The organism is Konateibacter massiliensis (assembly GCF_900184995.1).
Classification (GTDB): Bacteria; Bacillota; Clostridia; order Lachnospirales; family Lachnospiraceae; genus Lachnotalea; species Lachnotalea massiliensis.
In genome coordinates, this window is record NZ_LT860099.1 from 2249697 (window position 1) to 2274695 (window position 24999).

Annotated in this window: 25 protein-coding genes; 2 read left to right on the forward strand and 23 right to left on the reverse strand. The window is 39.2% G+C overall.

Features of this window, described 5'->3' with window-relative positions; all coding sequences use genetic code 11:
- Positions 1–11: 11 nt before the first annotated feature.
- The 6 genes from CTY48_RS16035 to CTY48_RS16065 form a co-directional block, all read right to left on the reverse strand.
- On the reverse strand, positions 12–1316 hold the full coding sequence (locus CTY48_RS16035; protein ID WP_331463193.1) for a phage tail sheath family protein: 1305 nt from the start codon (positions 1314–1316) through the stop codon (positions 12–14).
- The gene (locus CTY48_RS16040; protein WP_331463194.1) at positions 1316–1486 is read right to left on the reverse strand and encodes a hypothetical protein; all 171 of its coding nucleotides are present in this window, start codon (positions 1484–1486) and stop codon (positions 1316–1318) included. The genes CTY48_RS16035 and CTY48_RS16040 overlap by 1 nt, the downstream gene beginning before the upstream one ends.
- Position 1487: 1 nt before the next feature.
- Entirely contained in the window at positions 1488–1913 is a 426-nt protein-coding gene (locus tag CTY48_RS16045; RefSeq protein WP_099469461.1) for a phage tail terminator family protein, read from the reverse strand.
- A gap of 171 nt (positions 1914–2084) precedes the next feature.
- Positions 2085–2399: a helix-turn-helix domain-containing protein gene (locus tag CTY48_RS16050; protein ID WP_099469462.1), complete on the reverse strand. Its 315-nt coding sequence runs from the start codon at positions 2397–2399 to the stop codon at positions 2085–2087.
- A gap of 333 nt (positions 2400–2732) precedes the next feature.
- Positions 2733–3326, reverse strand: a complete 594-nt coding sequence (locus CTY48_RS16060; RefSeq protein WP_099469464.1) for a DUF1492 domain-containing protein — start codon at positions 3324–3326, stop codon at positions 2733–2735.
- Between the two features lie 12 nt (positions 3327–3338).
- Positions 3339–3635 (reverse strand): hypothetical protein, encoded by a 297-nt coding sequence (locus tag CTY48_RS16065; protein WP_099469465.1) that lies wholly within the window; start codon positions 3633–3635, stop codon positions 3339–3341.
- Positions 3636–3854: 219 nt separating this feature from the next.
- Between CTY48_RS16065 and CTY48_RS16070 the strand changes: the two genes are divergently transcribed.
- On the forward strand, positions 3855–4556 hold the full coding sequence (locus tag CTY48_RS16070) for an XRE family transcriptional regulator (protein ID WP_099469466.1): 702 nt from the start codon (positions 3855–3857) through the stop codon (positions 4554–4556).
- A gap of 296 nt (positions 4557–4852) precedes the next feature.
- Here CTY48_RS16070 and CTY48_RS16075 read toward each other — a convergent pair whose 3' ends face one another.
- The 14 genes from CTY48_RS16075 to CTY48_RS16140 all read right to left on the reverse strand — a co-directional run bounded on the left by CTY48_RS16075 (position 4853) and on the right by CTY48_RS16140 (position 20144).
- Positions 4853–6022 (reverse strand): DNA adenine methylase, encoded by a 1170-nt coding sequence (locus CTY48_RS16075; protein ID WP_099469467.1) that lies wholly within the window; start codon positions 6020–6022, stop codon positions 4853–4855.
- A gap of 72 nt (positions 6023–6094) precedes the next feature.
- Positions 6095–7870, reverse strand: a complete 1776-nt coding sequence (locus tag CTY48_RS16080) for an AlwI family type II restriction endonuclease (RefSeq protein WP_099469468.1) — start codon at positions 7868–7870, stop codon at positions 6095–6097.
- A gap of 26 nt (positions 7871–7896) precedes the next feature.
- The gene (locus CTY48_RS16085) at positions 7897–8793 is read right to left on the reverse strand and encodes an EFR1 family ferrodoxin (protein ID WP_099469469.1); all 897 of its coding nucleotides are present in this window, start codon (positions 8791–8793) and stop codon (positions 7897–7899) included.
- 259 nt (positions 8794–9052) lie between these two features.
- Positions 9053–9940, reverse strand: coding sequence for a toll/interleukin-1 receptor domain-containing protein (locus CTY48_RS16090; RefSeq protein WP_099469470.1), 888 nt, complete (start codon positions 9938–9940; stop codon positions 9053–9055).
- A 133-nt stretch (positions 9941–10073) separates the two neighbouring features.
- Entirely contained in the window at positions 10074–10412 is a 339-nt protein-coding gene (locus CTY48_RS16095) for an MmcQ/YjbR family DNA-binding protein (RefSeq protein ID WP_099469471.1), read from the reverse strand.
- Between the two features lie 28 nt (positions 10413–10440).
- Positions 10441–10806 carry a zinc ribbon domain-containing protein gene (locus CTY48_RS16100; protein ID WP_099469472.1) on the reverse strand — a complete coding sequence of 122 codons (366 nt, stop codon included), beginning with the start codon at positions 10804–10806 and terminating at the stop codon, positions 10441–10443.
- Positions 10807–11058: 252 nt separating this feature from the next.
- Positions 11059–11268, reverse strand: coding sequence for a hypothetical protein (locus tag CTY48_RS16105; RefSeq protein WP_099469473.1), 210 nt, complete (start codon positions 11266–11268; stop codon positions 11059–11061).
- A 122-nt stretch (positions 11269–11390) separates the two neighbouring features.
- Positions 11391–12839 carry a DEAD/DEAH box helicase gene (locus tag CTY48_RS16110; RefSeq protein WP_099470204.1) on the reverse strand — a complete coding sequence of 483 codons (1449 nt, stop codon included), beginning with the start codon at positions 12837–12839 and terminating at the stop codon, positions 11391–11393.
- Positions 12840–13022: 183 nt separating this feature from the next.
- The gene (locus CTY48_RS16115) at positions 13023–16913 is read right to left on the reverse strand and encodes an acyl-CoA dehydratase activase (protein ID WP_099469474.1); all 3891 of its coding nucleotides are present in this window, start codon (positions 16911–16913) and stop codon (positions 13023–13025) included.
- Positions 16914–16964: 51 nt separating this feature from the next.
- Positions 16965–17303 carry a cupin domain-containing protein gene (locus tag CTY48_RS16120; RefSeq protein WP_099469475.1) on the reverse strand — a complete coding sequence of 113 codons (339 nt, stop codon included), beginning with the start codon at positions 17301–17303 and terminating at the stop codon, positions 16965–16967.
- Positions 17304–17315: 12 nt separating this feature from the next.
- The gene (locus CTY48_RS16125; protein WP_099469476.1) at positions 17316–17648 is read right to left on the reverse strand and encodes a cupin domain-containing protein; all 333 of its coding nucleotides are present in this window, start codon (positions 17646–17648) and stop codon (positions 17316–17318) included.
- On the reverse strand, positions 17635–18345 hold the full coding sequence (locus tag CTY48_RS16130; protein WP_099469477.1) for an ABC transporter ATP-binding protein: 711 nt from the start codon (positions 18343–18345) through the stop codon (positions 17635–17637). The genes CTY48_RS16125 and CTY48_RS16130 overlap by 14 nt, the downstream gene beginning before the upstream one ends.
- Complete coding sequence (locus CTY48_RS16135) at positions 18332–19096, reverse strand: ABC transporter permease (protein ID WP_099469478.1); 765 nt, start codon at positions 19094–19096, stop codon at positions 18332–18334. The genes CTY48_RS16130 and CTY48_RS16135 overlap by 14 nt, the downstream gene beginning before the upstream one ends.
- Positions 19083–20144, reverse strand: a complete 1062-nt coding sequence (locus CTY48_RS16140; protein WP_099469479.1) for an ABC transporter substrate-binding protein — start codon at positions 20142–20144, stop codon at positions 19083–19085. The genes CTY48_RS16135 and CTY48_RS16140 overlap by 14 nt, the downstream gene beginning before the upstream one ends.
- Positions 20145–20255: 111 nt before the next feature.
- On the opposite strand from CTY48_RS16140, the gene CTY48_RS16145 reads away from it, so the two are divergent.
- Entirely contained in the window at positions 20256–20912 is a 657-nt protein-coding gene (locus CTY48_RS16145; protein ID WP_099469480.1) for a Crp/Fnr family transcriptional regulator, read from the forward strand.
- A gap of 34 nt (positions 20913–20946) precedes the next feature.
- Here CTY48_RS16145 and CTY48_RS16150 read toward each other — a convergent pair whose 3' ends face one another.
- Genes CTY48_RS16150 through CTY48_RS16160 form a run of 3 tightly spaced genes read right to left on the reverse strand, consistent with a single transcriptional unit; the run spans position 20947 to position 24986 of the window.
- On the reverse strand, positions 20947–21738 hold the full coding sequence (locus tag CTY48_RS16150; protein WP_099469481.1) for an aminoglycoside N(3)-acetyltransferase: 792 nt from the start codon (positions 21736–21738) through the stop codon (positions 20947–20949).
- Between the two features lie 12 nt (positions 21739–21750).
- On the reverse strand, positions 21751–23613 hold the full coding sequence (locus CTY48_RS16155; protein WP_099469482.1) for a glycoside hydrolase family 13 protein: 1863 nt from the start codon (positions 23611–23613) through the stop codon (positions 21751–21753).
- Positions 23614–23630: 17 nt separating this feature from the next.
- Positions 23631–24986 (reverse strand): sugar ABC transporter substrate-binding protein, encoded by a 1356-nt coding sequence (locus tag CTY48_RS16160; protein WP_236354993.1) that lies wholly within the window; start codon positions 24984–24986, stop codon positions 23631–23633.
- Positions 24987–24999: the final 13 nt, after the last annotated feature.

A 24999-nucleotide genomic window follows, 5' to 3' on the forward strand; every position in this document is an offset into this window, starting at 1 on the left:
TTTCTCCCTTCTTATTCCGCCATTACAACCATGTAAAGCTTTTCCATTGCACAAACAGGCTGTATCTGGTTTGTAACTGTAACAGAACGTTTGTCGTTTCCTTCTTCCACGGTCACATCGGCACTCGCAAAGTTTTCAATTGCATGCAATGTTTCTAATTCTTTGTTGTAAGTTACCATGTCATTCCAGAAGCTTACTCTTCCCGCCTCATTGTTTTGGATTTTTCCTAAGTACTTTGAGTTAAAGAGCACCGCAATGTCATTACCAATCTGGTCAAGTATACGGATAACCTGATTCAGGCTAAAATCTGAATTTTTGTCTGAGGATGTGGATGTAAAGGAATTGATATCCGCTAAAACACGTGCTTCTGAACCCACTTTATGAAAAACAAATTCTCCTGCCAAAATGGCGGATGTAAGCTCTGACTGCTTATAATCCACATCAATACTGTACTCTCCGTCATAGGTGAGGTTTGTATTTGACTTGTTGATCGCGCAGCCTGCCTCTGCTCCTGCAACCCAGTAAACAATCGCATTTTCTGGCTTTCCTTTTTCTTTTACCTTGTTTTTTACATTGATTACACCCTCATAATCAGCAGCGTAATTATAAATCACGGTCTGAAATTTAACTCCTGCTTCATCACGCATTCTCTTCGTATATGCAGCAAATAAAGCTTTAATCTGCTCTTCTTGAGCTACACAGCCCAATGTATGGAAGGAATACCCCTCAAGCTTATCAAGAGCTGTCTGGTATTGTGTACCGGTCAGTGTCTCCAGATTGGTTCCTCCTACTAACGAAACGCCGGATGTAGCAATAAGCATTGCCTCTGGTTTAAATTCCACATAGCCGTTTGCAACAAGCTCTGCTGCACCGGCAACTGTCTGTGTATCCACCTTCTGGCTATCCAGATAAGTTATAACATCAAACATTTCTTCATTGTCCGCATTCTCCTGAATAACAAGCTTAATGGCGTTTCCTCTTATACCACTGTATAATGCCTTGGCATATTCGTTTTCTGCCTTTTCGCCGCTATTTAAGCGGTAAATATGCAATGTCTTTGCATGCTTAAATACCTCTCTGATATTTAACAGTTCCTCAGCATCATAGCTGTAGCCGAATATTTTAAGTGAGTCCTTTTCAAAATCACTGCTTTCAACCGTAAATACCTCACCGTCTGTTCCCCAGTTTAATTCCATCGGAATTGCGCAAATACCACGCTCCGATAAAGCAGCACTTGCTTTTGCAATGCTGACAAAATTAATATAAGCGCCCGGAAGCACTTTGTTTTGTGTTGTAAAATTTCCTCCACCTAACATTATTTCACCTTACCTTTCAAAAATTGTTCTATTCGTTTGTCAACCTCTGTTAATGTACAAGTTTCTGCATCCGAAAGAAGTATGTTTATCAAGTCTTTTCGATGTATGTACTTCTTTGAATTTAAAACCTGTTCTTTTGTAAATGTTTTTGCTGTCTTTTTTGCAGCCAAATTAATCATCCTCCTTCACTCCTACGGCAGACTGCATGTTATCCATATTTATCCGCTCCGTCTGCTTGAATAAGAGCATATTAAAATCTACTTTAAAATGTAAAACCTTGTCTTCCAGCTCCGTGTTCATTCCCGATCCTCTGATGAGATTATCACCTACCGCTATATACTCCAGTGCATCATACAGCTTTTCTGCCGCTTCCATGCATTCTCTTGTATCATTCGCCTCTTTTGGAAAATAGCGTATCTCAAAGGACTGGAGCCGTTCATAGCGGCTGTCCGACTTTTGTTCCTGCGAAGAGGTAAGTGGTACAACCATGAGGCAAGGGAGCGTTTTATCTTCCTCCTCATTTGTGTATACTGTGTACTCTTCTCCAAAAGCACCTAAAAGTGCTTTCGAAATTCCCTCAATCGTCTTATTGAGCACAATCAAAATCCTCCTTTCCAGTGTCTTATTCAGTTTTCAAGGTACAAGCAGGCTTTCGAGCTTCACCGTGTTTCCCTGATGGCTTGTCGTCTACCTTGAACTTATTGTAGCCCATTTTATTTTCTCTTTTTATGTGCTCCCTTACGTATTTGGGACGTATCATCTGCGTACTTATATGGTTTCTGCGATGCTCTTCATCATCCGAAGTGCCAATTCTCTCTTTTCTTTTGGCAATCCGGTTAACAATGCACCGATTTCCTCCGTCGGTTCTGCCATTTTTCCGGCTATCAGATAATCTAGAGTCGTATCAAGTGCTTTTGCCATTTCCACAAAAGTTTCTATGCTTGTACTATGTCTTCCTATCTCAATACCTGAGTAAGTCCGGTGGGATATCCCAATTTCCTGAGCAAAGCTTTCCTGGGTATACCCCTTGCTTTTTCTTAATTCCTTCATTCTCTTTCCGCTCTCTCTTACATCATAATTCATACCTGTATCCTCCTGATTTTTGTTTTAGGAGACAGCAGGTACAAAAAAGTGTGAGCATTGCCCAGAGGGTTTTGTATGATAGAAAATTCAGAATAGTTTTCTTCCATACAAAAAAATCCCCGAACCAATATTTCTGGTTCGAGGATTTCCTCTTTTTCTTTATTCAGTTTTATGCCGCACTGTCTCCATTGTACAGAGTATAGCACTGTAAATGTTTGAAAGCAGTACGCAGGGGGTACGTATTTTGTATCAATTTGGTCGGCAGACAGTCCGAAAAAAGTCCGCCAAAAGTACAAGATAATCATAGAAGACTAAATAGTAACCAAGTCATCCCTATCCCACATATCCGGCCACACACAATAGCTGTCCGTTTTCCGTGCTCTTTGCCTTCTTCATATTGGGGATGATAATCTGCCACAGGCAGTAGCCGAATACCTTGACCGCATCTTTTTTATACTTATAATAGGTACTTCTTGAAATGGCAAGCTCGTACAAAATATCAGTCTCCCTATGCTTGTCCTTCGATAAATAGGTTTTTTGCAATACTTTAAAATAATTCTCCCCCAACAACGGGTATTCCTTTACCTTTAATATAGCCGTCACAATGAGCTTTGCCATCAATCTGGTCTCTTGATTTGCCGCAAGTCTCCCTTCCAGCTTTCCGGCATCCATTCGGTAATCAAATTTGTCAAGAATCTCAACCGCATATGCCAGTTCCTCGTTCATAACCGCCTTGCACTCTTCATCAAGTTCCTTAATGTTACTGTCAATGGTCCACAAAACATGTTGGAAGCTGTTTAAAAGACGCTTCGCTTTCTGAAACTCAATATCCGATATCTCAGCCGGATTTGTCGTATATTTTTCAACTACCGCCATGATCAAATCATCTTCATCAGCAGTATTTATTACATAATCTTTTATTTCCATCTGTTTCCCCTCCTAATCCAGCAGCCTCCCGGTCATAATCACCTTTGACAAATAGTCCTCATCGCCTGTCTGCATCACGACTAACCGACTGTAGGGAGCTTCCTTCTGTGGTGCTACAATGATATCCCCAGCCTTCGGCACAACATTTGCATCACAAATCACATAATTCCCAAATGTGATTCCGTATTCAGGAAGACCCGTTCCATTGACAAGCATGATGGACAGCCTGGTGTCCTCATATCCCGAAAATGATATAGCACCCTCGTTCAAGCTTACTTTATGTCTATTAAAATCATTAAAAATCAGCAATGATTCGTTTCACCTTCCTTCTTTTCTCTCATCTTTTGATTTATTTAATATTATAATACTCATTTCATGATATGTAAAGCTAAATTTTTATCATTTAATGATATGTTTTTCTTGAAATATCTATATAAATAGTGTAAAATAAGATTACAGTATGAAATGCACCCAAGACACTTTTTATACTTTTATTGGAAGAAGCAATTGTTTAGCGAAAGGAGCATTATGAAAAACATAGGCAAAAAACTATCTCAGTTCCGCATGGAAAAAGGACTTTCACAGTATGAACTGGCAGAGCGGTTATCGACTCTCGGTCTTTCGGCCAGCTCACAAAAAATCAGCAAATGGGAAACCGATTATTCTGTGCCGAATGCTTACCAGTTTTTGGGGCTTTGCAGTATATTGGATATCAGAGATGTGCTCGAAGTGTTTGAAATAAATAAAAATCCGCTTTCAAGGCTGAGTCGAGCCGGACAAGAGAAGGTTGACGAATATATTGAGCTTCTTTTATTGAGTGGAAAATATGACAAAAAACCTGCCAAGGTAATACCTTTCACGAGGCAGATTAAGCTGTTTGATATTCCGGTTTCAGCAGGTACCGGACAGTTTTTGGATTCCGGTAACTATGAATTGTTAGATGTGGAAGATACCATACCTGATAATGTCGACTTTGCCCTGCGGATTTCCGGTAACAGTATGGAGCCTGAGTACTCTGACGGTCAGATTGTCTGGGTACACCAGCAAGATGTGTTGAGTGACGGTGAGATTGGTATTTTCAGTTATGACAACAATGCCTACTGTAAGAAGCTCTCGCTTACCACAGCAGGTACCAGACTAATCTCTCTCAATCTGGATTACGCCCCGATTACAATTCCGAAAGAAGCCGTTTTACATGTGTTTGGAAGGGTTGTGGGGAAACTGGAATAGGTGCAAAGTATACTTTTTACCTTTTGACATCATATCCTACTAACACAAGAAAGTGTGAGCGTTGCTCACACTTCGCGCCCGATAGGGTTGCGAGACAACCGTTTTCATTCCGCGAGGTGCGCATAAATAGTTTTTATATCATAGGAAATTTGGAGAACTTTTCTATAATATAAAAAACATTGGCAGAAAAATCTAATCTCTGCCAATGTTTTTTCTTTTATGATAAGTAAAGCTGTTTGCAGCTTTATCTTTTTATTAAAATGTTAAAAACACATCCTCATCATATCTATTCCTTGTTACAACGGATAATTCGTAATCATCAGGTGCTCTGCCTCTTTGTCATTTCTATCCTGAAAGCTGACAAAATATCTCTTGTCAAATTTGTTGACGCATAGCTTACCGCCATTTGCTGCCGCCTGCCCTTCCGGATATAGCGATAGAATATAGTCCGTATTTTTAATAACAAGCATAAACCTCGCTTTGCAGCCCTTAATCAAAAAGTCTGCCAGTCTTGCCTGATCACTTTGGTCAAATTCATTTTTTGCATAGGTACTGAATTCCGTGTCGTAAGGCGGGTCCAAAAAAATAAAATCCTTCTTTGCCGGCGGATACGCTTTAAAAAACGCTTCAAAATCATCATTGACAATCGTCGTATTTCTCAACTGTCCCACCAGCAAATCACTGCCAAAATACTCTATTTTCTTTGCAAGTGACTTTTTATTGTAGGAGATGCCTCCATAAGGGACATTAAATTTCCCATCCCTATTATAGCGAAACATCGAGGAATAGCAATATTCCCGAATAAAAAAGTAGATTGCCGTTGCAAAGGAAGGCTGAATATCCAGCTCCCTGATATTGTTATATAAGTATCGAAACTGCATATAGAAAGCATTTTTAAAAGCACCCTCCAGATTGGAAATTACGTCCTCAGCCGGCAGCTCACCCTTTTCCTTTTCAAGCTTCTCCATTCGAACCATTTTATTCTGAAAGCTTTTTGAAAGTTCCTGAGTAAAATTATCAATGAAAATCTGAAAGCCTTGTCCGAATATACCGTTAAATTCTGTTTCATTGACTTTCACAAACTTTTCTATCTTACCAGATAACTGCTTTTCATTTATTTTCTTTTTTTTGTACTGCTTATAAATTCCGCTCAGTTCTTTTATATGGTGTTCAGCGATGTCGGACATCGCTGCCCAATTTTGATCTATCTCATTGATTTTCCTTAAAAAGTCCCCATTTTGTTCAGCTATCATTTTATAGAGGTTGACCAGCTCCGTTGATTTATCATTGATAAAATAATGCCCGCTGTCCACGGCAAAAAATACAGCTCCGCCCCCGACAAAAGGCTCATAATAATTTTCAGCGTCCTCCGGAATGTTTGGAAGAATATATTTTAGCTCCTTATCCTTGCCTCCCGGATATTTTAGTAAAGGAGACATTTTGTTCTCTTTTATACTGATTGGCATGTAAATCCCCTTTCGCGCAATTCGTCACCTTCCATTATACCAAACTGTCTTGGATAGATAAAGTGGGATTTTTTAATTTGCATTCTCTTTTTTCCAATTATCAATCACCTGTTTCATGCCCTTCTCCCACTCACTATATGTACTGCATTCCAGCGTACTTCCGGAGATAAGCTCAAGAAGCTGCTTAAACGCGTCAATGTCTAAACTATTGTCATAGATAAATTTTAATATATCCATATATTGCTCAATCGTCAGCGGAACGACCGGAACCGGATATCCCATCCAGCTCTCTCTGTTTAGGATAAAAAACTGCCAAAAGGTTCTCACATTAATTCTTGACGACAAAAACAAGCCAATCACTTGCTTGTCCTCATATTCTTTGATAAAACTAAGTACATGATCAATTACGCTTGATGCCTCATGTTCCCATTGACGGACTCCCGTCATCAAAGATACTTCCGGAATAATAATATATCCGTTTTTATACAGTTCCATATCAGGCGTATTCCCAACCCCCGGAGCAAAGCTTCTTGGCGTCAGGTCATCTTCAATCTTAAAGTTTCTCTTTACAACCTGCTCACCGTCAATCGCAATCAAAGACTTCCATGTATTGACCTCCAGCCACAGAGCGCTCATATCGTCGTTATCCAAAATATCATTGAATTTCTCCATAATATTTGCTCTCTCTTGCTCCGTCTTGGAAAGAACCTTTATAAAATGCTCCTCATTGTGACTCACAATCGCATTACTCAGGGTCGCCTCAAACACCTTCAAGTCACTGATGCTTGCACTTTTTTCCGACTTTCTTACAAGCTCTTCGATATCCTGTACTGATAACTCGGCTTCATGCTCATAGCCACCCTCTGCCGACTGTACCTTCTCAAGCAAAAGCTTTGCCTTATCCGAAATAATGCTTCTTCTCTCCTCCGCATTCTCCCAAGGCAAGACGATATTCCCAGTACTGCCGTACCACGTCATATATTCTTCTATATTGTTAAAATTATCAGGATATAAAAAAGTAAACTTTTCCTGAAGCATTTTCACCTTACTTTTCGAATGCTCTGCAACTCGTACCTTGGACGCAATGCTTCTGCCGGACAAGTTAAATAAGCCTGTGTACAAAAGAGTTCTGGAAAGTGCCTCTGCATAATCATAATAGCTTGCCGCCTTATTTGACATACTTCCATAATACTTTATAAATATTGTTTCAAAAAGAGCCCTTACCTCTCCCGTATCATTCTTATTGGGTAGCTTTTCATAATCTTCCTTGAATTTTGCAATGGCATTTAGCGCAGCGTCGATATTGCCATCATCCGTACATCCAAAGAGCAGTGCCAATTCACTTCTGTTTAAGCTGTCAAATTGTTCAAACGCCCTTAAAATTATTTTGAAGGGAAATACACCTTTATCTCCCTTAGCTCCTACTTTTTTGTAGGTGAGATTTGGCACTTTGAGCTTTAGAAGCTGTTTTAGATAGTCCTCGCTGTCAAAGGTTCCTCTGACAATCTTTTCCCCGACTTCTGTGACGCACACTTCTCCCTTTTGGTTTACATAACCAAAACCGAAAAATTCAAAGGTTGTTTTATCATTTCTTCCGTTGCTCTCGGTTTCCTTCGTATCCTTCTGTCCGCGCAAATAATCCTGATAAGATATGCTCGACAACCAGCTGTCATCCTCGCCGTGGGCGGAATAGATGTAAGCTCTTCTAACTGCATGGATAGGCTTTCCAATCTTGCTTGTATATGCTTCCTTTTGTTCCCAGTTTTTTCCTTTTAACGCAGCAAAATATGGGAACCATTGGATTGTTTTTATAATACTTCTAGGCTTTGTTCTCCAAGACCATGTCATGGGGCTTCCTCCTTAGTTTCTCTAACTCATTTATGCAAATCATCATCATTCAAATAGTCAGCAACACCTTGCCAAAGCATATTTTCAGAATGACAATATTCTGTGCTTACAGGCCTACTCATTGCTTTCTCATTCATTTTTTTCAGGTTAAAACCGCTTTTTAACACTGAAAACTTCAGTATGCCCGGCGAAAGTGCCTTACTCGAACAATTATAAATACATTTTAGGCACCAGATACATTGAAATCCAAACTTAGGTACTTTATTTATGATTCTGATATTTTTTTGAGGGCAATTTGAAACACAGACTCCACATTTGTTGCACTTTTGTGAAACTCGGATAAATCTCCCAAAAAATCTGGCTCCAAAATGCTCCGCCTTTCCGATTGCCGCAAAAACTCTGTCTATGAATTTAGGATGCTCTATATTTTTCTTTCCGGATAAAATATCCAAAATAATTTTATTTACTTTATGCGGCAAGGCTAGTAATAAAGCAAGATTCATATTTTCCTCTGCCTGTACCGCAAAGTTGGATGGCATAACAATCATCTTCTCATATATGAGGTTATATCCTTTTCTTTTTAGCACCCGTTTACAGCCGATACGACACGCCGTGTTTGGTGAAATTTCCCCGCCGCCTGAAACAGAAATAACAATTGCTGATTTATTCTCAGCTCTGGGTAAGTTTTTAACCCACGTTTCAGCTATGGAACTCAATCGGAATGCATACACAGGCGAAAAAATTATGATGGTATCTGCTTCCCCAATGTCAAACGGCTCGCAAACTGCCATATTAACTTTAACGCAGTCCACACCTGCTTCCAGCAACCCTTTTTCAAAGCAATCACAGACCATTTTTGTACATCCTGTACCTGAAAAATAGGCTAAAATCATTTTCTTTGATGTGTAATTGATTTTTTCCATGAATGCCTCCCCCAAAACAGCTCTTGTTATGTTCCTACCTGCCTCTTTATTCTAACTATTTTATATATTCTCAAAAAAGAGCTCAAGCTTATCATATGTAGAAACTACATGCGGTCGCTACTCATGGTTTATATGTATAAAAAAAGGCTATTGGCAAGCTTGATAAATATAATTGTTTATTTGTCCATCTTTTTTAATAGTATTAAACTATCTACTTTAACTTTTGATAAACTTTCAAGTCTGAATTATAAACAAATCTTCAAACGATTTCCTGGTTCCAATTAGTTTTTCGCAGTATGTCTTTTGTCAAATCTATTACTTGTTCCGTATTTACATATTTGTCCGTAAAAAATACTGGTTCATCTTCACTTTCGCCGTACTTTAATATGGTTTTCTCCATTCTATTCCAAGTATATTCTTCTACTTCATTCAGTCTAAAACCTATGTCAGTTTTATAATCACTTAGTGGAATATTACTAGGATTAATTTCTGATGTTTCTGCAACTAAATATCTATAATTATTATTTGGAACCATCCTTATCGAAAAAGATATTATTCGATTTGCTCTATTATGTATACTAAGGCATACAGAATAAGGGTTTTTGCTTCTTCCAACCCAGACACTCCATTTAAAACTCTTGGCAATTTTACACACACTTGTTATAAGTTTTTCAAACTCTGCATCTCTATATCTTTTCCATTCTTCATTCTTTCGTGTAAAATTTCTCCAATTATCCTCTGTTAAAATATCTGTATTTTTAATTCCAAATACATTTAATAGATCTTTTAATCCGTAATAATAATCCTTTCTAAAATCGGCATATTTTATCCCCCGCAGCATAAGCGGAATATCACAATCTCTATAAAAAATTGGTAAGATTATATTACTCTTCATTTCCATCTGCTTGTTCCAGGCTGCTTCAATCTCTTTTCTTACCCACTCTGATTCCCATGCTTCTTTAGAAATAACAATTCCTAAAAAATCGCTTTTCTCAATCCCTTCATCGATTTTCCAAAGGATAGATTCTCCAACCTTAATTTCATATTTGTCGTACCATATGCGTATTCCGTACTTTTCCATATCCTTTGCTAATTTTTCAACAAATGGCTTATCAATACTTGTATGGCTCAAAAAAATAGATGACATACTTTATCCCCCTCACCTTCTACTGTGTTGTTTCTGTTTCAATATTATAAGTTTATTTAGTTCAAGCTTCGTCCTTCTTTGTTAAATAGCATCTCATTACATGACCTTTTCAAACATAATCAGACTCTCTCCTCTACTTCTTCCTTCCCACAATCAACTGATAAGATTCTGCAATCATCCGTTTCATATCATCATCCGGAATTGTCCCATCCAAAATAACGGTATTCCAGTGCTCTTTGTTCTGATGGTATCCCGGGATAACTGCATCAAACGCATTGCGCCAGAAATCTCTCCATTCCGGATCAACCTTGATGTTAATGCGCATTTCACCATTATATTCGTAAGTCCAAAGAAATGCTTTTTTATTCTTCTTGTACCTTACCAACACCCAATTTGCATCATGAAATGGTGTGTCTGTATAAACATTCTCAAATGTCATTCCATAGGCCAACGCTTCTTCTCTGGTTGTCATTTTACCCCGCCCTCCGTTCATCTACTGTTTATAACTGTCTGCCGCACTTCGGACAATACTGAAAATCATCCATCGTGGTAAATCCGCAGTAAGAACAATGCTTTACTGCATTTTCCCGTCCTCCAAAATTCAGGCTCTCCATAGACAAATGAGTAACCTCACCTCTGGCAATGGCTTTTCCCAAATCTGCACTTAGTTCACAGGAAGAACCACAGCAGGTCATTTTTGCATAGTATCTCTTATTCCACTTAAACAGCGGTATAAAAAAGAACATAAAATACATGTAAGTCATATATATTTCCACACGGCCATATTTGCCGCAGCACTTGCAGATTTCCATCTGTTCAAATGAAAGCTTTCTTTCTCCATTACTGATGCCCATAACAAAAAACATGCATGTCACTCCTTACTATAGTTTCTTAATCCCGCCGAATATGATGAGGATAAATTTTCTGATTTTATCATAACTTAATTCTCTTCTTTTTTCAACGTGATTACACTTTTGGGTAATGATAATCAATACAAAATGAACCACAAACATCAATAACTATAACATTTGTGGTTCACTCCATAATATTCTATATGTGTTCTTTATTACATTTTTACGAATTGTTACCTTTATATCGTATCAGCAATCAATTAAAAATTATAGTTTATTAGTCACTTTGTATCCATTATTTTTTAAATGACTATCTATCTCCTCCATTGAAGTTTGTTCATCATAATTTATGTCAACATAGTCCTGTCCCTCACTCAATGATACATTTTGCACACCAACTATACCTTCTAACTGATTTCTTACTCTGTCTTGCGTTTCCTCAAACTCTAACCCATCAATTTCAAGTCTAATCTTCATGGTCTGGCACCTCTCTTAGCTACTCATATTTTAAATATATTATCTGTAGCCAAGCTTATTTTATACAAAATGTCTAACCTGAATTTATCGAAACCTTGAATCATTCAAGTATAAATTTAATTTTAATATTTATCTACTACTTTCGTTACCTTTAATTGTTTACCGCAAACCAAGGTATGTTTCATTGCTTCCAGTACCAATGGACCTTTTCCATTTAGTATTTCTATATAAGTAAGGGTATCCTGTATTGTTATGATTCCGATATCCTCTACCCCGATACCCTCCAGATTGGATATAACTCCGACAAAATTGGTTGCTCTAAGCTTCTTTTTCTTTCCTCCATTGAAACGTAATTTCATGATGTCCTTATTTAGCTGATCACCTTTCAATTTTTTAATCTGAGGAGCCTTATTCATTTTCTCATCGAAAAAAGGTTTCTGAATGGATACTTCCTCTCTGGTAGGTTTTTCTATTTCCTGAATTTCAAATCCAATCTGCTCTTCGATATCATGCAAGTATCTGGTTTGTGTCGGAACTACAAAGGTGATGGCTTTCCCTTTTTGCCCTGCACGCCCTGTTCTTCCGGTACGATGGATATAGTTTTTCTCATCCAGAGGAATGTCATAGTTGATGACCAGAGAAATATTATCTATATCGATACCTCTGGCTGCTATGTCAGTGGCTATTAAATAGCGATATTCTCCCCTTTTAAAACGCATCATTGCAGATAACCGATCGTTCTGTTCCATGCCTCCATGAATTTTATTACAAGGATAGCCCATATCATTCAGGCGGTCACATACCATATCCACTTGATCTTTGGTACTGCAAAAGATGATACAGCTATCCGGTTTTTCCATTATACAAACATCGGTAAGTGATTCAAACTTATCTTCTTCATCGGTCATATAGAGAAAATGTTCAATATCAGCCGTCACAATACTATCCTCGCTGACATCTATATGGATAGGGTCTCTCATATAATTTGATGACATTCTTTTTACTTCGTCAGACATGGTGGCAGAAAACAACATCGTCATCCGTTCTTTCGGCAGTTCTTTCACAATTTCTTCTACCTGTGCAACAAATCCCATATCTAACATTCTGTCCGCTTCATCAATTACTAAGTAGTTAATCTTATTTAAGGCTACTGTACCCCTTTTTATATGGTCTAAGATCCGCCCAGGTGTGCCGACAACCACATGTGCTTTTTGCTTTAATTCTGATTTCTCGATGGAGAATTGATGCCTTCCATAGACTGCTACTGCATTTACCCGTTTAAATCTACCTATATTGATGAAGTCCTCTTTTACTTGGACAGCAAGTTCTCTTGTAGGCGTTAAAATGAGGGCTTGAGGTTTATTCTCAAGCCATTCAACTAATTCACATATCGGAATTGTGTATGCGGCAGTTTTGCCGCTGCCCGTCCGTGCTCTGACAATTAAATCATTTTTTTCTAAAGCGGATGGTATCACTTTAGCCTGAACTTCCGTCGGTATGTCGTACTCCAGACCATCAAGTGCCTTTACGATATCCTCACTGATTTTATAATTATGAAAATTTATATTCATATCTAAGCCTCTCATTTCATTCAAAAACTGCATTTTTGCAAAAGGATTACTCCACTTTTGCTAAGTTATATACTAACCCATTTTACATGAGTATACCCTCCAATGCAATAAAAAGGAGTTTCCTATGATATAAAAACCACAAACGTCAACAACTGTAACATTTGTGGTTTATTCCATGATGTTTTATAGGTAGAAAAGAAAAGAGTCGAGCCTTTCTTTTAACGTTACTTCATTGGAGCCTTCGAATTGCAACGTAATTTTTTTAGTCGTTCTTTCTTTATTGGTTAATTCAATGATAGTCTGTGTATTCTCATACATGGAAGCAACTTCAATATATGCTTTGTATTGATTTTCAATCAATGTTTTACCGATACGATACCTTCCGTTTGCTCCTGCGTATTTTGGAAGAGCTGCATTTCCAAGCTTGGACAGCTCATCGTAATCTTTTGCAAATGAAGAATGTTCTCCCATCCTATCTGAGATTTTTTCCATCCACTCTCTGTATTTTATAATTCTTTTTTTCTCTGCCTTGGCAATATAGCGATTATCCCATAGCGCATACATATATTCAGAAAACGGCATGTATAAAACCGAAATCTTTTTATCGATTTTTTCAAATAGCCCCTGATTGAGGTAAGGGTGATAAAGTATACTCGGCTCTCCCACAAGCATGACAGTTTTTTCTCTTACCTTTCTATCCATCGTTTTCATTAGGTTTTGAAGAAATTCTACGGATAGCTTTGGTGCCTCCAAAATATCATTCAGAATTCTAGCCCTGTCTTTTTTATCGGCGAAAAGCACGATATCACCTGCTAATAATGACAAGAAGAATTCATCAGCCAAATCGGATGACTCCGGCAAGGTTTCCAGCGTAGGCGCTACGATATTTATGTGCTTCTCCTCCTTATCCATCAGCATGTCGTGGATGACTCTGGCATACATGCCATCTGCTTCTGAACCCTCGGTTTGCGGAATTAAAAATTGGGCATTTTCCGCTGTTTGCGCCTGTGACAAAACATCTCCGGCTAAAGCGGCAAAGGATAGGTATTCTTTTGTGATGGTTTTACTCTTTCCTAACGCTAATGTAGTTTCGTCAGTCTTTGGTAAAACCTTTGCCTGATATCCCATTTTGCATAGCCTGTCTGCAAGGATTTCACTGTAAGGCTCCAGATATGGAATATATAGCACCTGATCCAAAGAGGCTGTTTTTTGAATGAATACCTTTTGCTTCGGAATATCTGTAAAATAGGAGTTACCGTCTGCCGCTATCGTCTTTCTGCTCTCTAAACTGTTTAAGAATGCCTCCATTCGTGTTATAACCCCTACCTTTGAAAAATGTTCATCCACCTCAATGCTCAGATAAGGCTTATCTCCCATTTCTGTTCGAAACAGATGTGCCAGCATAGTATCCGGTCCGCATCCGTGGTTTGTCAGATAAACTGCGTACAGATTCGGATGATTACGAATGAGTTTTGCCCCTGAAATAATATGTTGTCCAAAAGGCCAATACAAATTTTCATATTCCGTTGAGATATCCATACTATGTGCCGGCAAATGGGAAAGCGTAATTACTTTATACCCTCTTTTTAGCAATTCATTCGGAATATCCATATTCAGAACCGGATCTTCAATTCCGTATGTTCTGGTCACCAATACGAGCACCTTTTCATCAGGCTTTAAGTCTGAAAGAAGCTCCTCTCCAAGCTTTTCCACCTGTGTGCTATGCTTTCGTACTGCCATAGCTCCTTCTACCAGCGCTTTCCCGCATAATAGCTTGTTTTTCCCAAGCGATACTCCTACCTCAATCATGGCAGAAGCCATAGCTTTTTGCCCAAAATCCAATGAAAAAGTCGGATTTAGTAGCTTAATTCCTTTTTCACCAAGTTTCATACTATCAAACACAAGTTTGGGCGCAGTCTGCATATAAACACAGCCATAATTATGATACACATGGGAATTTTCATGTCTCATTGTCAAAATACTCGGAAGGAAAATATAATCCACCTTTTTTTCTGCCAGCTCCGCCATATGACCATATATTAATTTTACCGGATAGCAGGTTTCTGCCTGTGCATATTTTTGTGATAAGGCAATGGTTTCTTCATTCGTCTCAGATGATAAAAGCACATTAAATCCAAGCGCTTCAAAATAGGACCGAATCATAGGGAAAAATTTATGAACAACCAAAACATAAGGCACTCCGATTGTCTCTTTCTTCGGCTGTATTTCCCGATTATAGTCTTGAAAAAATAACCTTTTAGACTGCTCATAAAACCGGATATTACTGTTACTATGGTTTGCTGCAAGGCTGGCTACTTTACTTTCTGCTTTCTCTAATCCAAATCCAAGAAACTGGGTTTGCTTCTCTTTTATTTCCTCTTGCGCCAACAAGGCAACGCCATAAGCCCCACTTATACCAAAATACGGTGAAACTGTAATTCTGTCTCCATAGACTGCCTGAAAAGCCGCTACCACGGCTGCATTATAGCAGACACCGCCTTGCAGAACAATGTTGTCACCAACCGGTTTGTTGCCAACTACTTTAAATAAATAATTGTGTATGACGGAGTGGCACAAGCCTGCTAAAATATCTGCTGTCTCCACTCCTTTTGACAAGCAGCTGGAAATATTACTCTCAATAAAGACCGTACAACGCTCTCCCAAATCCACCGGATGTTTTGCCGTTAATGCCATTTCTCCATATGCATTTAATGGAACGTTTAATCTTCCGGCTTGTTCTTCTATAAAAGACCCTGTTCCTGCCGCACAAATTTTATTCATTTGAAAATCGACTACTTCTTTGTTTTTTACAGAGATGTATTTTGAATCCTGTCCTCCGATTTCAAAAACAGTATCTACATTTTTATTTGCAAAAACTGCTGCTTTTGCCTGAGCTGTTATCTCATCCTTTATAGAGTCGGCACCTACCATCTGACCAATCAGATACCGTCCTGAACCGGTTACGCCAACCGCCGCAATATCAACTAGGTCACCGAACTTCTCTTGAATATTTGCGAGTCCTTGCGTTACAACTGCCTTTGGATCGCCTTTGGTTCGCAAGTATTGAAAATCAATGATTTCCCCCTCTGCGTTTGTCAAAACCAGATTTGTACTGGTAGAGCCGATATCAATTCCAAGACTACATCTTACTTTATCCTTCACTTCCTTACAGACAGGCTCCTGCAAAAATGTCCCCTCCAAAAGCGAGAGCTGTGACAAACGCGATATGCTGTCTTCAAATATATTCTTTTTGCTTTGCTTTTGTAAAATAAGCTCCAATTGACTCGCGGACATAGCATAGCTTTTTTCAAATGCAATTGCTGCAGCTCCGATTGCCTGAATATAAATCGTGTCATCTGACACAATCAACTCTTCTTCTGAAAGTTCAAAAATTTCCTTTACGGCACGAATAACGCCCTTATTTCTTGTAATTCCGCCGCATAAGGCTAGCGGTTTTTCAATCGGTAGATTTTTTACGATTGTACCTTTGAAGTTTTTAATTGTCGCATAGCAAAGCCCCAGCAAAATATCCGGCGTTGTTGCGCCCTCCTGCTGCCTATGTATAATATCCGTTTTTGCAAAAACAGAACATCTTCCGGAAAGACGCGGAATGGATTGTGCCTCCTCTATTATTTTCGAATAATCCTCCATCTGTAAACCAAGCCGATACATCTGGTCTTCAAAAAATGAACCGGTACCTCCTGCACAGGCTTCATTGACAGCAAAGGCTGGAGGTGCTTCACTTGATAATCCGGTTAAATACCTGGCATTTTGTGAGCCAATTTCAATTGCTGATTTTATATTTAAGTCCAAAAACTGACAGCCCTTATCAATCGCGGGAATATCGCTTATCTTCACACAGCTTTCCGGCAAATCTGCCAATTCAAGCCCTGTAAATGCTCCAAACACAATTTCTTCTGCTATTTCTTGTTTTATCTCTTTGAGTATGTCTTCCAACGTAACAATGGGATTACCAAAATGATTAATACATTTTTTGTATTTTATTTCTTTATCTTCTGAGAGAAGCACGACTTTTACCGATGCATTCCCTGAATCAATTCCAATACTTAACATCTATATCTCCTTTCACTGCATTTTTGTAACTGCTTAACACCTTTACAGTTACTATCTTTTTACAACAGTCAACAGCATCTTGAATCTGGTGATGGCTTTTACCCCATGAGGAATACCGGCAGGCATAACAATGCCTTCTCCTGTCTTTGCAATATATTTCTTTCCGTCAATTGTTATTTCAGCCTCTCCCTCGAGAATAACAGCCATTGCATCTCCAGAAGCTGCATGCGTACTAATTTTTTCTTCCGCGTCAAACGCAAAGACCGTAATACCTGTTCCTTTTTCCTGCGCTAGTGTTAAGCTTACAATTTTTCCGGTTTCATATTCCACCAAATTGATTAGTTCAAATGGTGCTGCATGTTCTACATTTTTAATCAACACTTCTGACATAAGCATTCTCCTTTATTCACTTACTGTGATTTGCAATAGTTTGAAGGCACCCTTACCTCCGACTTCATGACTGGTATTTGCAGGAACCATGAGTGTATCACCTGTTTTCAAATAATATTTTTGCTCTCCCTGTGTGATATACGTTTCTCCCTCAATGACCAAATACATCGTATCCCCATAATATTCCTCTTCGCTGATTGTTTCTCCGTCAGCAAATGTGAATAATGAAATTTGAAGCTGGTCACTGTTGGAAATGTTCATACTGACAATTTGATTTTTCTTACTTGTTATTAAAGATGCGAGGTTCTTAACCTCTTCTGTGGGTAAATTTCTAAGATATCCCATCTTTTTCCCCTCCTTTCATAATCAGTGATAAGATTTCTTTTCTGATAGGATGCAAGTCATCATTCATAGGATTCCTTCCTTCTTCCCCCGGCAAAACAAATTCCTTAACAATCGTGCTTGGTCTATCGGACAAGACTATAATTCTCGTTGCCAATGTCAAAGCTTCTTCAATTTCATGAGTAATAAACAAGACACTTTGTTTGTTCGATTTCCATAGCTTTAAAAGCATATGCATCAACTCATTTCTCAGGCAATAGTCCAATCCTTGAAAAGGCTCATCCATCAAAAGCAGTTCTCCTTCGTAATAAAAAGCTCTGGCAATCCCGCAGCGTTTTTGCATGCCACCGGATAATTGTCTTGGATAATAGTTTTCGAAGCCTTTTAATCCGACTTCCTCAATCAATTCCTGTATTCTGCCCTTCTCTTCCGCTTCCTTTACGAGTGAAATATTCTTCCACACACTTCTCCACGGAAGAAGCCTGTTATCCTGAAACACACAGGCAATTTTATTTTTTGCCCCGGATATGGTTCCTGAATCTGCCTGATCTAAGCCTGAAATAATATTGAGCAAGGTCGATTTACCGCATCCCGACGGCCCAATCAACACAACAATTTCTTTTTCTTTCACATTAAAATTAATATCATTTAAAACCGATAGTTCTTCAAATCTCTTTGATATGTGATTAACTGACAGCATTCTTCTTATCCTTTCCTAACATAAATGCAAAAATAAAAATATCGGAAATATAGAATAATAGGACAATAATAATGGACCAGGCAATAATATTTTCCGGCTCAATATTCAGCCTTGCCAGCTTAATCATTCCGCCTATTCCGTCGCTGGTCGTTAATACCTCGCCCATAACCGCTATTTTCCATCCGCTTCCCAGCGCCACCCGAAAAGAGGTTTCAAAATACGGAAAAATCGAAGGCAATATTACATGCCTTAATTTATTTATTTTTGAAAAATGATATAGCTTAGCCATTTGCATAAGCCTTTTATCTATTTGCTCAATACCCTGACAAACATTGATTGCAATAATTGGCAGGCTTGATATGACAACAATAAAAACGACTGGCTTTCCGTTAAATCCAAACCACACCAATGCAAGAACGACCCAGGATACCGGAGGAACCGTCTGTAAAATACCTATGATAGGCATCAAAATTCCTTTTATTCGCGGAACATACCCCATCATAATTCCAAGAATTAATCCCAATATGACACCAATGGTAAGACCGATAACCAGTCTCACCATTGTGATTTTAATTGTGTTGTACAGTGTCCCTGTCACACATATTTCTGTTAATTCCTTTACAACACTTTCTATGGTCGGCACAACTAATGGCGGGAAGAAACATGTGAGTATCTTCCACGCTGAAAATACGATCGCAATTGCGATTGCCTTATCGAAAAGTTTATTGGATTTGAATCTATTTTGCTTCATAATACATCGCTTCGTCCGGTATTTTTCCACCGATCATTTCCGGGTTAAAACCATTTAACAGATTATAAAACATACCCAGTTCTTCGCTAGAATCTACTGCTGATTGATAGGATAATCCCATTGTCGGCATGGCTTTTTCAATCAATGCCGCCTTTACTCCGAGATACTTTTCAGCAAGCGCACCTGCTTCGCCCGGATTTTCATTTACCCATTCTGTCGCCTCTTCATATGCTTTTTGGAACTCGGCTGTCAATTCTGGATTTTGGTCGATAAAAGTCTGTGTCGTTCCAAATCCTGCATTTGGTATTTTTGTATCTGTATTGTTTACACGCTGCCATTCTTCCTCAAAGCTATAAGCAATTCTAACATTCTCATTTTCCATCAATACTTTTGTCACTTGAGGATTAAGCAGAGTCGCATACTCTGCTTCCCCGGATGCAAGCATAGTCGCAACCTCTGAAGTAGAAGCATATATAATCGTTACATCCTCACCTACCGTCAAGCCCGCCTCTGATAAAAAGTACTGGGTCAGCGCATCCGGCGGTGAAGATTGCAGTGGAACATATACTGTTTTCCCTTTTAAATCACTCCAGTCATTAAATTCAGGATCTGATGTCATAAAATATGTGATACCCCACGTATTTACATTCATTAGCCTTACATCGATTCCCTTGTTATATAATTTTGCAACTACTGTCAAAGGAAAAGCAAAAAAATCATGGTCTCCATCCTGTACCATGGCAATTAAGGTTTCCGGTTCATCCCAAATATCAAGCTCAATCGTAACAGAATCCCCTAATGTGTTGGCATCCATCATACGAAGAACAGGCAATGCCGGAGCTGTTGAAGGCACTCCTACCGTCAATGTGATTTGTTCGTCGGTTTGATCTGTTTTCTCAGTTTCTGCCGTCTCAGTTGTTTCCACCGTTTCGGTTGTTTCTACGCTGCTCACTGCCTCCCCTGATACATTTTCGGTCTTACCGGTCCCGCAGCCCACTAAAGCACCGCACATAATTGTTGCCAGAAAAAACAATACTAATTTCTTCATTGCATAATCTCCTCTTTTTATATATAATTTATATTAGTCAAAACTAACTCAAGTTATTTATACCATACCTCATTTGTAAATTCAGTTGCTATAGCAACGAAAGGAGAAATAATGAAAGAATATACAGCACTTTTTAATAAAATGCCCCTTTTTGACAATATTCCGACGGATAAATATGTGAATGTATTTTCCTGCCTTCATGCCAAAATTCAATTGTACACAAAAGGGGAAATCATTTGCAGGATGAATGATCCCATGAAAAGAGCCGGTATTCTGTTATCCGGGAAAATCGATACTTATTTGCTAAGTAAGGCAGGAGCCATACACAGCGTACAGCAGTTTAGTGAGGGACAAATATTCGGTGAAGCACTTACTTGTTTACCGGAAGAAATCAGCCCGGTCCAAATTGTATCCATCGAGGATAGTGAAATACTTTTTCTTGAGTTTTCAAGACTTTATTCCAAGGAGGCAAAAGCCTGCCCCTATGCCTCACAGGTTGCTTTGAATTTGCTTCATGAGATTGCTCAAAAAAATGTTTTTTTAAATAGAAAAGTAGAAATCTTGGCACAAAAAAAGATCAGAGATAAAATCAATATTTATCTCCAATCCGTTTCAAAAAATCAATCTTCTATTGTAATCCCGCTTAATCGTCAGGAAATGTCTGAGTTTTTAGGCGTAGACCGCAGCGCGCTGTCACGAGAGCTTTCGCTGATGAGAGAGGAAGGATTAATTGATTTTAATAAGAATGAATTTGTAATTAAAAGTTGAATGATACAAGCGAAGCGTCTGAGTGGCACCCCCTCTACCGTCTGTTTTTCTCAATCCATTCCACCGCGAAATCCACCAGCTCCCTCTGGCGCATCAGCCGAAGAATGCCATTTCCCATAACAGACTTTTGTACAGAATATTGCAGTTCAAAGTCTGCGCCTATTTCCTCAAAATCTTCTCCGTCCACATACAGCGTCTCATAGGTCTTCCATACTCGCTGTCCCTTCTCCAAAACCGCACTGCTCTCAGAAACAAAATGCTTACTTGGATAGTTCGCCCGGGCATCCGCCAAATGCAGGGATGTATTCTTATCATACCCAACACCAATAAGCAGAACATAGGCGTCAAGTTCATACAATTTCCCGATAGGAGAACCTTCCCCGAAAATATTAGACAAGTCATGGCTCTCTGTCAGATAGGAAGCATTCCGTCCCAGTGCGGCAACAGAGCGGGCAGGATGATCGCTTCGTAGTGCGCCCGGCCATTTACGAAACATCTCGGCTACCGCTCCCATGCTATTGGTAGGTGTGACATCCTTATTGTAGGCAGGCCAGTTATCCCGGATTGCCTGCCACCATTCCTCCGGCTCCTCCCAATGAACTCCGGTGGACGGATCCAGATTCTTCCATGACTGAGTAGGCATTATAATCGTTCCATCTAGTCCCACGCTCTCCACCAATGCCTCAATCACAACCTGTGCACCGCCGCATACAAAGCCCAGACTACCTAAAGAAGTATGAACCATCAGCGTCTGACCGCTTTGAACACCTACTGAATTCAAGGCTTCTAGAATGTCTTGCTTCACTATCAACTTTCGACTTGCCATTGTGTATACCCCCTATTCACAATTATGTTTCACCTGAAATATTCTATAATCATATGGTTTCAATACTAAAGTATCTTCCAGCCTTATATCCTTATCATGAAACAAGTCATAACATAGCAACCCCTTCAATTCCTTCGGAAGTGTAAGCACTTCCTGTTCAGGGTTATTGTGAATCAGTACATATACTCTTTCTTTCGATGCAGATTTTCTGTACAGTATGGTATCGTTATGTGCTGGTAGGTCAAGAAAGAATAACTCAACGCTTCTAAAGCTTTCTGTTTTCTTTCGCAAGTCAATCAGCTTCTGAATAAACTCATATAATTCTTTGTTTTGTCTGTCTTTATCCCAAATCATACACTGGCGGTTGCTGTGTTCTCCACCGCCCATTCCAATCTCACTGCCATAGTATATACAAGGCGTTCCGGGGAATGTAAACAGGAATAAATAAGCCAGCTCTACCTTTTTGGCATTGCCTCCAACTATATTAAGAATTCTCTCCGTATCATGACTGTCCAGCAAATTAAATAAATTTTCTGTCAAATGTTTTGGATACTCGGTCAACAGCTTTCCAATCCTGTGCTGAAATTCTTCTCCATTATATGTTACACCGGTACCTTGCCTGTCACGGAAGAAATTCCATACAGGAACCGAGAATTCATAATTCATAACTGCGTCAAACTGATCGCCCATAAGCCACGGATAGGAATTATCCCAGGTTTCCCCAAGGATATAAATATCCCGATTCATTGATTTTACAGTTTTGCGGAACTCTCTCCAGAAATCATGGGATACCTCGTTGGAGACATCCAGCCGCCAACCGTCAATGTGATAGTTCTCAATCCAGTAGGCTGCCACATCCAATAAATACTTTCGAGCAATCGGATTTCCTGTATTCCATTTCGGCATTACCTGAGTATATGCAAATGTACGAAAATTCAGTTCTTCCTTGGAGCATTCTCCCGGCAAACCATTTTTTATCTCACCGGATACAATGGGCTTATCCGGGTCCAATATGTAAAAACAATCATAGTACTCAGACTGCGCACCATGTTTTAAAACATCCTGCCAAAACGGATGATAGTATCCGCAATGATTAAATACCGCATCCAGCATAACTTTGATGCCACGTTTATGCGCTTCCTCCACCAATTGACCCAATATGCTGTTATCACCCAGATTAGGGTCTATCTTATAATAATCGGTGGTATCATATTTATGAGAACTGGGCGAATCGAAAATCGGATTTAGATAGATACCATTAAAGCCTGCATCTTTGATATAATCAAGTTTCTGAATGATACCTGCCAAATTGCCTCCAAACTTTTTATCATATCCATCCACTTCCTCACTTCCCCACGCAAGAACACTTCTCCCATCATCCGGTGTCCCATTGCAGAATCGTTCCGGAAATATCTGATACCATATGGTATCAGATACCCAGTCCGGAGCCTGGTAAATATCTTCTTCATGAATGTAAGGATAATTGAAATAATTGCTTAGATTATAAAGTTTATCTGCGTCTGTGGTATATGGTATTCTGTCACGGCTTCCGACAATGAACTTCTCCTGCTGATTCTCCGCCACGAAACAATACTTCATACGCTTCCATTTGATATTCGGTATCTGAGCAAACCAACAGTCATAATCTTCTGTAACCTGCTCCTTGGTCATCGAAATCCGAATCACTGAAGTTACATCAAAATCATAAATCGGCGTGCCGTCGTTTCTCGGAATCCAGTTAAATGGATCAACTGCTAATACTTCAATGTTACTTATGTCGTTTCTTGCCGTTTTAAAACGGATATGTAAGGTGTCTGCATCAAAGGCATAAGATTGTGCGCTTTTTGCTTCATGTAGCATTGATGAAAATATCATATAAATTTCCTCTTTCTTTATTCGCTGGCAACCAGTGCCTCGAAATCTTCCTGTGCTTTTTTTGCCCCTTCTTCCGGAGTCATGGTTCCGTCAAATACAGCGCTCAATACTCCCTCTGCAATTGTCCAATAGTATGAGATTCGTTTCGTACTCGGCATCGGAACGGACTTGGTAAATTCTTCTGCAAATACCTTCAGTTCTGCGTCATCTTTTAATCCCTCCACAGCAGATATATCTTTATTCGCTGTAATTTTATATGATTTACTATATAAAAGAGATGCCGCTTCATCGGAACATAAATATATTGCAAATAATTCGGACGCATTCGGATATTCTGAGTATGCGGATACATATGCATTCTGTACTGCACTGAAGGATTTCATGGTCTTGCCATCTAATGTAGGCAGAACGGTCACTCCAAAATTAATCTTTTCCTCTTTCAAAGATTTAACTAACCATGGTCCAATCGGGTAATACGCTGTTTTACCTGACTTAAAATTCTCTTCCAAAAGTGACATGGTTGCTATCTTTAAATCATCCGCCTTGATTGGAATTAACTCTTTCAAAGAAGCGATTCGTTCCAAACCTTGTACAAACTCAGGGGTATTAAATCCCGGATTATCTCCATCTGTGCCATCTGGTCCAAATAATTGAAAACCGTCAAGACTTAGGAATGGAAATGCCGGGTAACCATCCGTTGGAACGGTCAGATACCAAAATTTATTTTCATCCGGCTTATTGTACGCAGCTGCTTCCTCTTTAATCTGTTCAAAGGTTGAAGCGGGTTCTCCTGTTACAAGGTCCTTATTGTATAATAGCGCGTAGGTTTCAATGGAAACCGGAACTCCATAAATCTTACCTTCCGAAGTTACTGTCTTAACCGCTGTTTCATTTATTGTATCCGATACTGTTTTAGCCGCACTTTCACTTAATTCAGCCAGAATGCCGGCATCCTTTGCCGTAGCAAAAGAATCATGTGCTGCCATAAATACATCTGCACCATTACCGGATGGTCCGTCCAGCATCATTTTATTAATACTGTCTAACCCATTCTCCTGAACTGTAACTTTTACTCCATACTTTTCTTCAAAGGAAGCGGCAAGTGCTTCACCATATTCCTGATACCCCGATAACGTCCAGAAAGTCAGCTCAGCTCCCTCTTCCGGTACCACCTCTTCTGCCACTGGTTCCTGACTTTCCTCGGCTTTATCGATAACAGCCGTATCCGTAGTTTCTGTAACAACATCAGTTCCTTCCGTCGGTATTTCTTTTTTACCGCAGCCGCTGGCTACCCCACATACCATTGCAGCAGCAACCACTAAACTTAACATTTTTCTCCACTTCATTTTCATTCCCTCAACCTTTCTTTTCATAATTTTACATTCT